The organism is Spirosoma lituiforme, from assembly GCF_054776635.1.
In genome coordinates this window covers 1,293,959-1,308,356 of the sequence record NZ_BAAHBO010000001.1, presented here as the reverse complement: position 1 = coordinate 1,308,356, position 14,398 = coordinate 1,293,959, and the positions used below count along the sequence as shown (strand labels likewise).

Here is a 14,398-nt window from a genome sequence, read left to right as displayed (position 1 = left end):
CTTTTTTGTGCCAATAGATGGTTTATCTTTAATGTATTTTTAATAAATTTGCTTAGAATTTTATACTTAAGTATCATTTCTTAACTTAAACATTGTGATATGCGCAAATTTTTACTGACACAGCTCATGCTGTGTTTATTCGCTATTCCGTTGTTAGCTCAGGATATAGCCATCAGTGGTAAGGTTACTTCGTCGGAAGATGGCTCTGCCCTTCCGGGCGTGAACATTACGGTCAAAGGAACGTCGCGAGGCACAAGCTCAGATGCTACCGGTTCGTTTCAGCTCAACGCGCCAGCCGGATCAAGGCTGGTGTTTAGTTTCATTGGCTTCACAACACAAGAGATTGCCATCGGCAACCGGACAAACATTACAGTAAGCCTTGTACCCGATGCCTCACAACTGCAGGAAGTTGTTGTGACCGCGCTGGGTATCTCGCGGGATAAGAAAGCCCTGAACTACGCCGTTCAGGATTTGAAAGCGGATAAACTTAATTTTGCCCGCGATCAGAATGTCGGCAATGCACTGGCTGGTAAAATTGCGGGTGTGCAGGTACTTGGTCAGTCGGGAGCCAAATTCGGTAACCCGTCCATTCGTATTCGGGGTGTTAACTCGCTGTCGGGTGGCGATCCGCTATACGTCGTTGATGGTACACCAACGGACATTAGCCAGGTAAATATGGATGATGTCGAAAACCTGACCGTACTGAAAGGACCGTCGGCCACCGCGTTGTATGGTAACCGGGCTTCGGCAGGCGTTATCGTTGTGACGACGAAGCGGGCTAAATCAGGTGAAACCCGCCTGGACATCAATCACAGCTCTACGCTGGATATGGTGGCTCTGCTGCCGAAGTACCAGAATGAGTATGGCGGTGGCTACTCGCAGGCCTGGGAAACGTTCCAGTTCGATCCTACTATTCACCCGGCGTCGTGGTCGTCGTTTAACGGTCAGAAGATTTTGGACTATTCGGCCGATGAAAGCTGGGGTCCCCGAATGGATGGTTCACCGCACCGCTCGGCTTTCTCATGGCAGCAGGGAGCACAATTTGGTCAGCTAACGCCGTTCTCGCCACAGCCAAACAACGTGCGTAGTTTCTTCGAAAAGCCAATCAGCAACAACACGAACATTGCTTTTTCACGTGGTACCGATGCTTTCCAGAGCCGGATTTCTTACACGCACATTATCAACAACGGGATCATTCCCAACTCGTCGCAGAGCCGGGATTACATCAGCGCCAAAAATTCGATCAAGTTCGCTGATAAACTGACCGCGAACCTGAACATCAACTATACGTCGACGAATACCAAAAACCAACCCGCCGACCGTTACGGCTCTACGGGTGGAACGTCTCCGCAGAACAGCGGACTTGGTTCAACACCATTAACAATCAGCAGCGCTACGTTGAATGGCAATAACCAGACCATCGGTATGTTCAACCAGTGGTTTCAGCGGCAGTTGAATATGGACGATCTTCGGAACTATAAAAATCCGGATGGAACCTTCCGGAGCTGGAACATCGGTGGACCACTCGAACCCGCTCCAAAATATTGGGATAGCCCCTACACGCAGGCTTACGAAAACACGAATACCAACCGGAGCGACAGGTTATTTGGTGACATTGGTCTAACGTATCAATTTACGCCGGCATTGAAAGCATCGGCCACAATACGCCGTGACCAGAATGCCTACTACCAGCAGGGCCGTATCGCCATCGGTACGCTGAACGAAGGCGGTAAAGGTGGTTTCTCAACCCTTAACTCAAACAGCCGGGAAAACAATTACGAAGTATTGGTGAACTACAACCAGAACTTCAAAGATCTGTCCGTTGTCGCCAATGCCGGGGGTAACATCCGCTACAACCGTACGGATGTTGTTTTTCAGGCTACACAGGGAGGATTATCGGCACCGGGTTTTTACAACATAGCCGCGTCTATCGACCGCCCATTAGCCAACAACTATTTGTACGAACGCCGGGTGAACAGTGTGTTTGGTAACGTAAGTTTAGGGTTCCGCGATTTCGCGTTTGTGGAGGCTTCTATCCGGAATGACTGGTCGTCTACGTTGCCACAAGCCAACAATGCGTATCTCTATCCATCCGTTTCGGCTGGCTTGATCCTGACCGAACTACTGCCAAAAAGCCAGGTATTATCATACGCCAAGGTTCGGGCGGGCTACGCTCAGGTTGGTACCGATGTTGATCCGTACAGAACGGCACTGGCTTACACGGCTGGTCTGCCCTATGGCAGTAATCCAACAGCCTTTTTGCCTGGCACACTGCCAAATGCAACGCTGAAGCCCGGTCTGTCATCGTCGTACGAAGCGGGTTTTGATTTGAAATTCCTGCGTAACCGTATTGGTCTGGAGTTCACGGCTTATCAGAATGACAACAAAAATCAGATCATTCCGCTACCCGTGGCCGCAACCAGTGGCTATTCAAACGCCGTCGTCAACGCCGGTCTGATTCGTACATCGGGTCTGGAACTGCACATTTATGCCAATCCGATTCGGTCGGCGTCGGGCTTTAACTGGGAATTTGATATCAATGCAGACCGGAACCGGTCGCAGGTGATCGAACTGGCCAGCGGATTGACCAACTACCAGATTGATGGGCCGCAGTGGCGTACACTGACGCTCAATGCGCGGACAGGGACGGATGGCACTCCCCGCGACTGGGGTACGCTGGTAGGCCAGGGTATTCAGAAAGACGCCAACGGCCGGAACATGGTCTACAGCAGTGGTGCCAATGCTGGTTTGTACATCAAACAGGATAACGTCGAACTGGGATCGGTTCTGCCGAAGTTCAAAGGCGGCTGGCTGAATACCTTCAGCTACAAAGATGTGACGCTGCGGGTAAACACGGACTTTGTCGTGGGTGGTAAATTCTTCTCGACGACCAAGATGTTCAACGCCTATTCGGGACTGGCTGCTGAAACGGCAGGTCTGAACGAACTGGGCAAACCATTGCGCGACGATCCATCGACGGGTGGTGGCGTTCTGCTGGACGGGGTAACGGAAGATGGTAGACAGAATACAACACGGGTTGATGCGCAGAACCTGTACGAAAACTGGTTATTCGGCCTTAACGAGCGGTGGATTTACGACAAAACCTACGTCAAACTCCGGGAAGTAGCTTTCGGCTACAACCTGCCGAAGCGTGTGTTGGGCAAGGTGGTAAAATCAGCTAACGTATCGCTTATTGCCCGTAACCCAGTGCTGATCTACAGTGCTATCGGGGGCGGCATCGATATTTCGGAATCGGAAACGATCTGGTACGAAGGTGGTCAGTTACCACCAGTGCGCTCTTTCGGGATCAACGTTCGCTTAGGTTTCTAAACCCGTAACGACAGAGAACGCTTCTGGTAACTTTCATTAGTACATAGAGGAAGCGTACTCTACGTTATATACTCACAAACGACTTTAAGAAACAATGAAAGGATATAAACTAATGCTATTTACAGGCCTGATGACGGCAACAGTAGCCTGTAATAAATTTGGGGATTTGAACGTAAACCCCAACAGCGCTCTTTTCCCGAATACCGCCAGTCTGATGACCGGTGCTCAACGTACAGTGGGGACCATGAACTCCCAGGTTGGACCCGGTGGCTTCAACATAACGCCAGCGCTGTATGTTCAGCAATATTCGGACGTTACCTACATTGAAGACTCGCGCTACAAGACGATCAACTTCAGCTATAACGGATTGTATGCAGGACCGCTGGTCAATCTTCAGCAGATAATTGATCAGAATACAAACGAAGCAACGCGGGGTTTGGCCGCCAGTTACGGCTCCAATGGCAACCAGATTGCCATTGCCCGGATTCTGAAAGCTTACGTTTATCAGTACATTACTGACCGGTGGGGCGATGTTCCATACACGCAGGCGCTCAAAGGCGATCAAAACTTCTCGCCTGCATTCGACAAGCAGCAGGACATTTACACCGACTTGTTTAAAGAGTGGAAAGAAGCCGTAACGCAATTTGATGGCGGCAGGGCTGTGAGCGGTGATATTATACTGTCGAGCAACGCAACCCGCTGGAAGAAATTAGCCGCTTCGTTCCGGCTGATTGCTGCGCTACGCTTATCAAAAGTGGATCCGACCAAAGGTAAAACTGAGTTTGCGGCTGCCCTTGCCGACGGTGTATTGACGTCTAATTCGGACAACGTCCAGTACAAATACCTGGCCGATGCCAACAACGAAAATCCGTTGTACACAAACTACGTACGCTCGAACCGCAAAGATTTTGCCCTGAGCAGCACATTCGTGAACTACCTGAAGCAGATAAACGACCCACGGCTGACCGTCTTCGCGGCTAAAAACCTGAAAGGTGAATACGTAGGTGCTCCTTATGGCGTATTTCCCGCACCCGGTAAAGCGCAGGATTACTCGCTGGCAGGCTCGGTCGTGAGTGCGCAGACGGCTCCCGTCAACATCATGACTTATGCGCAGGTGTTATTTGCTCAGGCTGAAGCGGCTAAACTAGGCTGGACAACGGGCGATGCAAAAGCCCTGTACGAGTCGGCTATTAAAGCATCTATGCAACAGTGGCTGGGTAGCAGCTACACAGACGCGGCCTTCGCTGCCTACATCGCACAGCCCGACATCGCTTACACATCGGACAAGGCAATTGCGCTTATTGGTAATCAACGGTGGATTGCGTTGTTCAATCAGGGCACAGAAGCCTGGAATGAGTGGCGCCGGACAGGATATCCCATGCTGACACCCGCTCCTACCACGCTGAATGGTGGAACTGCCATCCCGCGCCGGTTAGCCTATCCAACCACGGAAACCACGCTTAACGCAAAAAACTATGCTGATGTAACGGCGCGTCAAGGCAAAGACGATCAGTATACCCGGGTTTGGTGGGATAAGTAAGGGAGAATAACTAATTATACTAACAAAAAAAAAGCGGGTCGACAGTGTCAGCCCGCTTTCTGCATTACGCTTTATCCAACTATTAAAATTCGAGTTTCCGAAGGGGCTTATCTAGTTCACTTATATCTCAGAAAGACAAGCAAACTCTTTATGGAAATCATATCATTGGCAACAACAAAGAGTACGATAGGCCTTTGTAATTATGACGGGAATATAGCAGTAAAACCACGTTTAAATGATTCATGGGGTTTTTATGTATATTATATGGTCTATATATTGATTGAGTGGTAGGGGGTTTCTTTTGGATTAACTGTTGCTGTTTTGGGCTGTTATTAAACATTTTTTCATCTACGCAAGCAATAAACTTTTTATCCGTATCGAAGTTAATCTATGAAATTAGACGACTCAGTGCTATGAAAGATGAAAAAGACGTAGAACGCGAAGATGCCCAGATTACAGGTCGTACTGAGGGGCCGTTTGGCTCGGATGATACCGATGTAGATCGGCAAACAAGCGATAATGTAAATACGTACGAACAGGAAAACTCAGCGAACGGACTCGACAGTGAGCAAGTACGTGGCGGGCAGAATGGACGTAACATCCGGGGTATAGGCAGCACCGATATGGATAGCAAAAATGGCGTGATCCGAATGGGTGATGTCAGTAACAGCACCATGGAAGTAACGGAAGAAGGAGCCAATGCAGCCGTTGCCGACGGAGCTAAAACAAACACATCAACAGTTGATGTAACGACTTCAGGACCCGATGATTACGCATCGGCCGATCAGGTTCCGGTTCCGAATGCGCAGGAAGACGCAAAGAAACAGGACGACGATCAGGAGACTAACGCTGATAAGGATCAGCAGGAACGTGAAGACGATGTCGCCGAAACGGGTACAGATCTTAATAATCAGCCTGCCTATTAACTCATAAGCAGGTAACCGCTTTTCTTAAATTCTCAACACTTAATTAGTCAATGTTATGAGCGTAAGTAGCAATTCCCGCAAAGAGAGCACTGAGTCGTATGCGGCTCAGGCAATGCACAACACCATGGGTATTCCCCCGGAGCTTGCTCAGTTGAACGACAAGAATCTCGACAACGATTTGCCATCCCGGGTGGCCGATAGCAACGATACCGATGTACCAGGAGACTATGCGAATGCGCAGGCGCTAGCGGCTGAATCTGATGACGCAACGACTGTCTCGGACGAAGAGATCGAAGAGTCGAAGCGGGCGTCGTGGGGGCAGCCTCCCGTAACGGAAGAGGACAAAAGCACCGACAACGCCGATTGGAACACCAGCACAACAGACACGGCTATTCCGGCAACCCGCACCAATGAGCCAGACCGGACGTTGGGGAATTCATAGGAACTGATCAGGTTAGGCATAAGTGCAAGGACCTGTTAACTCGAAGCTGCTTTGTCAATCTTGATAAAGCAGCTTCTTCGTTTATGGGCTAATCAATTTAACCTACAGCAAATCAGCTGGTCCACTGGATACTTCTGGTCGCTAGCCGCCAATAAATCGTCGGGAAGACGGGGTTTGTGAGTATGCTTCGGAGTTAGGCAGGCTAGCTACTTGCGAAAATCCGTATGCCTACTCTCCGGGCGACTGGTGTAACAAGATTTCAATGGCAGGAGTGGGGAGAAGCGTACCCGCTCGTACCTGGTTCTCAAGGGAAACCAGCTGATCTTGTATACCTGGCTGACTGTAAAACCGACTCTCCAAACGTTGCTGTAACAGCGACCTGAACCAGGCAAGCTGTTGTTCCTGCCGACGGCGGGCGCGGTAGCCGTTTTGGGTGGTTAGTTGCTGCTGTTTTTGGATGGTTGTCCAAAGGGTGTCAATACCCGCACTCGTTATGGCCGAGCAAGTGAGTACCGGCGGGAACCATCCGGTGCCCGTGGGTGGAAACAGATGAAGCGCATTTTCGTACTCTACCCGGGCGCGGTTGGCCGATTGACTGTTATCTCCGTCGGCTTTTGTAATAGCCAGTGCATCGGCCAGTTCCATGATGCCGCGTTTCATTCCCTGTAGTTCATCTCCGGCACCGGCCAGCATCAGCAACAGGAAGAAATCGACCATGCTATGAACAACCGTTTCCGATTGCCCGACCCCCACCGTTTCTACCAGAATCAGGTCGAAACCGGCCGCTTCGCAAAGGAGCATCGTTTCGCGCGTGCGGTGCCCCACACCACCCAGAGAGTCGCCGGCCGGGGAGGGGCGAATGTAAGCACCCGGATTCATCGAGAGGGTTTCCATGCGGGTTTTATCCCCCAATAAACTACCACCCGAACGCTGGCTGGTTGGATCGACGGTGAGGACCGCCAGCCGATGGCCCAGGCCGGTCAGATAGGTACCAAAAGACTCGATAAACGTACTTTTGCCAACACCGGGAACGCCTGTTATTCCGACCCGGACTGATTTGCCTGTGTGTGGTAAAATGCGCTCCAGAACCTGCTGTGCCAACGCCTGATCATCGGATCTTTTACTCTCGATTAAGGTGATCGCCTGACTCAGGACCAGCCGGTCGCCAGCGAGTATGCCGGTAGCATAATGATCAGGAGCGAATCGGTGGCGCATTAGCGTAAATCGTCCGGCGTTGTAATTTTTATGTTCTCGTAGGCGCCATCAATCAGCGTAATCGGGAAACCGGCGAATTCCATAACGCTGGCGCAGTCCGTGAAAAAAGCCTGCTCCTGGGTTTGAAAAGCCTGTCGAAATAGGGCCAGCTGAAAGGTCTGGGGCGTTTGTACCAACCGATACTGGCTTCGATCCACTGCCTGACTAACGCCATCGGCCCCAACGACCCGAACGGAATCCTTGACAGGTACGCAGGTTACGGCGGAACCGGTTCGGGCTGCCGTTGCAAAACTGGTCTGAATAATAGCCGGAGACACAAACGGCCGAACGCCATCATGAACGGCAACGATACCATTAAGCGATTCAATAGCCTTCAGACCGTTGCGTACCGATTGAAACCGGGTGCTGCCGCCAGAAACGGTCTGAATATCGGGGTGAAAATTGTGCTCGTTACAAAGCTGATCCCAGATGGCCCTTTCCTGCGCGGGGAGAACCAGGATAATCTTGATTTTTTGGGATGCAGTATCCGCAGTCTGGGTAGCTGCAAATACAGGCAGGTCAACAGACAGAAACTGTTCAATTGTACGCTGAAGAATGGGTTTACCGTTCAGAAGCAGAAATTGCTTGGGAATGTCAGACTTCATTCGGCTACCGCTACCCCCCGCCACAATAATAGCAAAGTTGGTTGTTGATGAGCTGGCAGAAGGGCGGTTCGTATCCGTCATAAAAAAAGGGGCACAAGGCCCCAAAAGTACTAAATTGTATTGAGTGATTAATCGCCGGGGCTTTGTCTTCACAGCCCTCTCCGATTGTCCGGCAAAGGAAACCGTGAAGACAAGACCTGAGAGAATCAAATGATCAGCATGGCGTCGCCGTAGCTAAAGAAACGATATTTCTCCTTGATTGCTACCTGATACGCTTCTTTGATAAGTTCGTGACCACCAAAAGCACTCGTCATCATAATCAGGATCGACTCGGGTAGATGCAGGCTTGTCAACAGCGAATTGGCAATCTTGAAGTCGTACGGGGGGAAAATGAATTTGTCCGTCCAGCCTTCTACGGGCTTCAGGCGACTGTTCGCCGATACCGACGACTCAATGGCTTTCAGCGACGTGGTTCCAATGGCGCATACGCGTTTGCCAGCATCGAGAGCCGTATTCACAATTTTAGACGAATCTTCCGGAATCCGGTAGTTCTCCGAATCTGTTTTGTGTTTGGTCAGGTCTTCAACGTCCACCTGACGAAATGTACCCAGGCCAACGTGCAGTGTAACGGGCGCAAAGTGAATGCCTTTGATTTCCATGCGCTTCATCATGGCACGGGTAAAGTGCAGACCGGCCGTAGGCGCGGCTACAGCACCTACGTGCTGTGCAAAAACGGTTTGGTACGCATCGCGGTCTGCTTCTTCGGCTTCTCGGTTCATTTCGCGTGGAATCGGTGTTTCGCCCAGTTCATCCACCGCTTTCATAAATTCTTCGTGATTCCCGTCGAACAGGAAACGAATAGTTCGGCCGCGTGATGTTGTGTTATCAATAACTTCGGCTACCAGATCACTATCGCCGAAATACAATTTATTGCCTACCCGAATCTTACGGGCTGGATCGACCAGAACATCCCAGAGTTTCATTTCGCGGTTCAATTCGCGCAAAAGAAAAACTTCGATTTTGGCCCCTGTCTTTTCTTTATTACCGTATAATCTTGCCGGAAAAACTTTGGTATTATTGATCACCATCACGTCGCCATCGCTGAAATAACCCAGCATATCCGAAAACTGCTTGTGTTCAATAGTTTTGGCTTTGCGGTCTACAACCATAAGCCGTGATTCACCCCGCTCAACCGGGTATTTGGCGATAAGACTTTCGGGTAAATCAAATTTGAATTCGGATAACTTCATAATGTATTGGCACCAAAATAGACGGCGTGTTTTTTGTAAAGGCCGCAAATATACCGAAAAAGTCCGAAAAATTTTACATGTTCCGGACTTTTTTCTTGCAATTATCGTGTAAATGACTTATTGACCGGCAGCCACCGGGTCAATCGGCTTCACGGCCCCGTCGGTATTGACGTTGGCGCGGTCTGATACGTTAAATTTGGCCATCAGTTCCGGCGAAACTTCATTTGAGTACGTACCCTGGGGCGATACGAAGACACCCTTCATGCCGTTCGATGCCGTTATGGCGTACAGCGTCATTTCATCGCCGGGGTCTGAGGTTCCTTCGAAACGGTGGAACTCATCCACGTTGAAATCCTCTCCTTTCAACTTCGTTTCGGTGCTCTTCTCCTCCAGAAAGTCTTTTTTAGGCCCAAATTCATGCGTGTATCCGCGGCTCCGAAGGTCTTCCATTGCTTCGGTCAGGGTAGTGAAGTGTTTCATAATCGTTGGGTGATGTTGTCTGTGGGTAAAACGAAAAAGGGAACCATATGGTTTTGCCCGGTTTTATCGATCCGTACCGTTGGCTGCTGGTTGTTAGTCAGGCAGTACTTTTATCTGGATGTCTTTGTAGAAGACTTTACTCTTTGGATCATGGCCTTGTAAGGCAATGGTCCCGCTGCTTAATTTTTTTCCTGAATTGGCATTGCTCACGCTGTCGGCTTCGGTATAATCATTGATAATTTTGTCGTTGACCTTGATAACCACTTTCTTACCCTGCACAATAATGTGTTCGGTATACCACTCGCCGTCTTTCACAAATACTTCCTTTACGTCCTGAAGCCCATAAACGCTACCCGTTTTGCGCCAGTCGGTGTGGGTTTGGTTAACCTGAATTTCGTATCCTTTGGATGGCCAGCCCGACGGTTGGTAAGCCGTGTGAATAAACATGCCTGAGTTTGAGCCGGGCATGGTTTTTACCTGCGCTTTCCACTCAAAATTCTTGAAATTGTGATTGTTGACGGGCCCTTCGTAAAACAAATGGGCGCGCGGTCCGGCCACAACGATAGCACCGTCCTGTACGCTGAACGTTTCCGGGCTTTCATCGGTAACCTTCCAGCCATTGAGTGTTTTGCCATCGAAAATGCTGACCCAGCCACCAGCCGTTGGTCGGCTAACAAAACTGATGCAGAGGCCAAGCGCCAGAAAGGCGGCTAAAAAACGAATTGAGGTAGTGTACATAACGAGGTTTGTTTGGAGGTAAAGCAGAAACAGGGCCGTACCTAATGCTCCGCCAGCCAGTAGCTTATATGATTTTCTTTTTATTTGATAGCAGACGGACTCAAAAAGCGGTAAGAGGGTGTAATTGTATCACAAACCGAAGCTGAAAGTAGACGGTCTGGCGAATGTCGTAACATAAATTTAAGTAACTTGCTACACTATTTGACCGAACTTATAACCGTCCGCGTCACCAATCTAATGCCCGCTGCTTTACCTAATCAACTTACTCTAGCCCAACTTTTTGATCACCTGCCCGACAATGTGGTGTGGATGCGCGCCGTGCGCGAACACCCCGATCACGCTGAAGGCATCACTCACAGCGGTCAGGAATTCGACACGAATCGAATCGTTGATTTCATTATTGACTACGTCAACCCAAAGGCCAGACAAACCGCAACGGGTGCCTACACGATTACGAGCGGCACGTCTGTTCGGCATGGTAACCCAACGTATCAGGCCGCAGCAGAGCAGTTTTTTCAGCAGTTATGCGACGTTTTCGACAAGGGAATCGCCACCGAGTTCGAACATTTCGATGCGGTCCTGAAACAGTGGCTGGCCGTGACGCGGTCTAAAGCGGGGGATGGCGTGCTGAGCCTGTCGCGGATTATTACGAAACCAAAGGAACTGACGCTGGAAGCCGAGCGACAACGGGTTCTTCTGGATAATACGCTCAATACCTCGCTGATTACGGTGTTCGTATACGAGGCTATCCGTAACGAACAGGGCCAGATACAGGACTTTCGGATACGCTTCGTCAACGAGCGGGGACAGGCCACTGTATTGTCCCGACTAGGTATCGACATGGCTGGTAAAACGCTGCTGGAAATCAACCCCGACTCGCACCAGGCGGGGCAATTCGATCTGTTCTGTCAGGTAATCGAATCCGGGCAATCCATTCAGTCCGAGCAATTTTATCCGGGTGCGCAGGCCTGGTACAATACCTCGATTACCAAGCTGAACGACGGCGTTGTAGTAATGGGGAATGACATTACGGAGCAAAAACGGGTGGCTCTGGAAACGGAGCGGCAGCGAACGCTGCTGGATGGCGTCTTCAACGCATCGCAGGATGCGATTTTAGTCCTGGAAGCCATTCGGGATGAGAGGAGGATGCTGACCGATTTTCGCTTTACGCACGCCAACGCGATGGTGGGCAATTTACTTAGCTACCCCATCGAAACGTTTCTTGGCCAGACGTTCCGGACTTTATATACCAGTTCGCAGGATGATACGTTATTCGACCACTACCGGGTTGTAACCGAAACGGGCACGCCCTACCAGGAGGAACTGGCCTATACGCGAAATGGACAGACCAATTGGTTCCGGATCTCGGCCGTGAAGCTTGGTGATGGCGTTACGCTAGCCGTTGCCAATACGACGAAGGCCCGGATGGCTGAACAGGCTATTCTGACCTCAGCGGCTAACCTACAGTACGTTATAGATATTGCCCAGCCGGGGATTTTCGTGGTTAGTGCTGTTTACGATAACGAAAATCGTCTCGTTGATTTCCGGTTCGAGATCGTTAACCGGACAATGGCGGCCCTGGTTCATCAGCTGCCCGAGCGTTTGCAGGGTACGCTCTGCTCCGACTGGTTTGCCAGTTACCGAGACACCCCCACCTTCGATCATTTCCGGCATGTTCTGGATACAGGTGAAGACCGGTACTTCGAGATTAATTACACCTTCGACAACCTGGACGAGTGGTTCGATGTGAAAGCCATTCGATTCAACGATGATGTGCTGGTCACTTTCACGAATTACACGGAGCTCAAACGGGTTCAGCATTCGCTCGAACAGACAGCCGCCGAAGCAGAACACCAGGCCGAATTGCTCAATAGTGTACTGGACGGTTCCAGTAGTGGCGTCATGGCGTTCGAGGCTATTCGAAATGAGACGGACCAAATCGTTGATTTCAAATTCCTGGTAGCCAACCGCAGTTCTACACTGCTGGTGAACCGGAAACTGGAGGAACTGATTGGCGCTACGATGCTGACGATTTTTCCTGGTAACAGCCAGACCGGCCTGTTTGACTTATACGTACACACAACTGAAACGGGGCTACCCGGCCGTACGGAAGTCTATTACAAGTACGATGGGCTGGATATCTGGCTCGACATATTCTGCCAAAAGCTCGGGAACGGCTTCGTTGTTACCTTCACGGACGTAACGGATACCAAACGGTCGGCTATGACCATCGAGCAATCGTCCGATGAACTACGTACTGTAATCGACTCGGCGCAGGTCGCTATTTTTCTGATCAACCCCGTGTATAATCCGCTCGGGAAAATAGCTGATTTCCGGTTCAGGACGGCTAACCAGATGATTGCCAGTTATGTTGGTCAGGAGCCTGACGCCCTCATGGGTGAGCTGGTTAGCCGGTGGTTTCCGGAATACCTGACCAATGGGTTGTTTCAGCGGTATGTTGCTATTTTTGAAACGGGTCGAACGCAGCATTTTACCTTTCACCTCGAAACGAAGGTCCAGGATTTCTGGCAGAGCTACACTGTGGTGAAGGTTGGTCGGGACATACTGGTTACGTTCTCCGACTTTACCGAGCTTAAAAAACTGCAGCAACGGCTCGAAACCTCCGCGACCGAATTACAGACGGTTATTGATACCTGCCAGACCGGAATTTTTCTGTTCAGTCCGGTTCGGAACCAGGCGGGTGAGGTCGTTGATTTTCGGTTCCGGCTGGCCAATCGTCAGTTGGCATCCTACGTCGGGCAGGATCCCGAGGTGGTTGTCGGGGCTCTGGGCAGTACCTGGCTTCCGGGGTATAAAACCGATGGTATGTTCGATCTGTACTACAAAACCTACATCACGGGTGAATCGCAACGGTCTGAATTTCACTACAACGGAGGTGGGGTCGATGCCTGGCTCGACATTATGACCACAAAATCGGGCGACGATGTACTGGTGACATTCGGCGACTACACACCCCTGAAACTGCTTCAGCAACAGCTGGAAAACTCGGTTATCGACCTACGGCGGTCAAACAAAAACCTGGAGCAGTTTGCCTACGTAGCTTCCCACGATTTGCAGGAGCCCCTGCGCAAGATTCAGGCATTTGGCGACATTGTCCAGTCGCAGTTTGCGCCCGTCATTGGCGATTCGGGCGCTGATATGATCAGTCGAATGCAATCGGCGGCCGCCCGGATGCAGATACTGATTAAGGATGTACTGGCCTACTCACGGATTGCTACCAAGCGCGAAACCGTTGGTCCGGTCAACCTGAACCAGGTGGTTTCTGAGGTAATGATCGACATTGAAACGGCCATCAACGAAAAGAAGGCAGTCGTGAAGGTTGAGCCGCTGCCGACCGTTCGGGGTGACGCATCTCAGTTACGGCAACTTTTTCAGAACCTCATTAGTAACGCGCTCAAATTTACCAAAACAGAAGAGAACGTTGACCTGCCTACGGTCACCATTACAAGCTGCCGGGTGCGTGGACGCGATCTGACGGGTGGGACGTTACTTGATGCGGATGCCGACCGCCTGTTCCACCTGATCGAAGTGATCGACAACGGGATTGGCTTCGACCCACACCAGGCTGAGCGCATTTTCCAGGTGTTTCAGCGGCTGCACGGGCGGAGTGAATACCAGGGAACCGGCATTGGACTGGCTATTGTCCAGAAAGTTGTTGACAACCACCAGGGGCATATTCTGGCCGAAGGAAGGCCGGGGCTGGGTGCTACATTCCGGATTTTGCTCCCCATCTGATGGCGTATACAACAGGCCAGTCAGGCGAAACTGGTCTTGTCGTTCATCATTTTCGCCTTTCAATTCGTTACTTTGGC

General features: G+C 50.6%; 10 protein-coding genes. 5 read left to right on the top strand and 5 right to left on the bottom strand.

Annotated elements, in window-relative coordinates; genetic code table 11:
* Positions 1–99 precede the first annotated feature (99 nt).
* From ACYU87_RS05575 to ACYU87_RS05560, 4 genes are all read left to right on the top strand, one after another.
* On the top strand, positions 100–3,330 hold the full coding sequence (locus tag ACYU87_RS05575; RefSeq protein WP_461133032.1) for a SusC/RagA family TonB-linked outer membrane protein: 3,231 nt from the start codon (positions 100–102) through the stop codon (positions 3,328–3,330).
* Between the two features lie 94 nt (positions 3,331–3,424).
* On the top strand, positions 3,425–4,870 hold the full coding sequence (locus tag ACYU87_RS05570; RefSeq protein WP_461133031.1) for a SusD/RagB family nutrient-binding outer membrane lipoprotein: 1,446 nt from the start codon (positions 3,425–3,427) through the stop codon (positions 4,868–4,870).
* 413 nt (positions 4,871–5,283) lie between these two features.
* Positions 5,284–5,796 (top strand): hypothetical protein, encoded by a 513-nt coding sequence (locus ACYU87_RS05565; protein WP_461133030.1) that lies wholly within the window; start codon positions 5,284–5,286, stop codon positions 5,794–5,796.
* 55 nt (positions 5,797–5,851) lie between these two features.
* Positions 5,852–6,238 (top strand): hypothetical protein, encoded by a 387-nt coding sequence (locus ACYU87_RS05560; protein WP_461133029.1) that lies wholly within the window; start codon positions 5,852–5,854, stop codon positions 6,236–6,238.
* 228 nt (positions 6,239–6,466) lie between these two features.
* Here the strand turns inward: ACYU87_RS05560 and meaB are convergent, their stop codons facing one another.
* The 5 genes from meaB to ACYU87_RS05535 all read right to left on the bottom strand — a co-directional run bounded on the left by meaB (position 6,467) and on the right by ACYU87_RS05535 (position 10,565).
* Positions 6,467–7,453, bottom strand: a complete 987-nt coding sequence (gene meaB, locus ACYU87_RS05555; RefSeq protein WP_461133028.1) for a methylmalonyl Co-A mutase-associated GTPase MeaB — start codon at positions 7,451–7,453, stop codon at positions 6,467–6,469.
* Positions 7,453–8,178, bottom strand: a complete 726-nt coding sequence (locus tag ACYU87_RS05550; RefSeq protein ID WP_461133027.1) for a 2-C-methyl-D-erythritol 4-phosphate cytidylyltransferase — start codon at positions 8,176–8,178, stop codon at positions 7,453–7,455. Before ACYU87_RS05550 ends, meaB begins: the two co-directional genes overlap by 1 nt.
* Before the next feature lie 125 nt (positions 8,179–8,303).
* Positions 8,304–9,347: a tRNA preQ1(34) S-adenosylmethionine ribosyltransferase-isomerase QueA gene (queA, locus tag ACYU87_RS05545; protein ID WP_461133026.1), complete on the bottom strand. Its 1,044-nt coding sequence runs from the start codon at positions 9,345–9,347 to the stop codon at positions 8,304–8,306.
* A 117-nt stretch (positions 9,348–9,464) separates the two neighbouring features.
* Positions 9,465–9,827: a hypothetical protein gene (locus tag ACYU87_RS05540; protein ID WP_461133025.1), complete on the bottom strand. Its 363-nt coding sequence runs from the start codon at positions 9,825–9,827 to the stop codon at positions 9,465–9,467.
* Positions 9,828–9,920: 93 nt separating this feature from the next.
* Complete coding sequence (locus tag ACYU87_RS05535) at positions 9,921–10,565, bottom strand: 3-keto-disaccharide hydrolase (protein WP_461133024.1); 645 nt, start codon at positions 10,563–10,565, stop codon at positions 9,921–9,923.
* 201 nt (positions 10,566–10,766) lie between these two features.
* Between ACYU87_RS05535 and ACYU87_RS05530 the strand changes: the two genes are divergently transcribed.
* The gene (locus ACYU87_RS05530) at positions 10,767–14,321 is read left to right on the top strand and encodes a PAS domain-containing protein (protein ID WP_461133023.1); all 3,555 of its coding nucleotides are present in this window, start codon (positions 10,767–10,769) and stop codon (positions 14,319–14,321) included.
* The last annotated feature ends 77 nt before the right edge of the window (positions 14,322–14,398 follow it).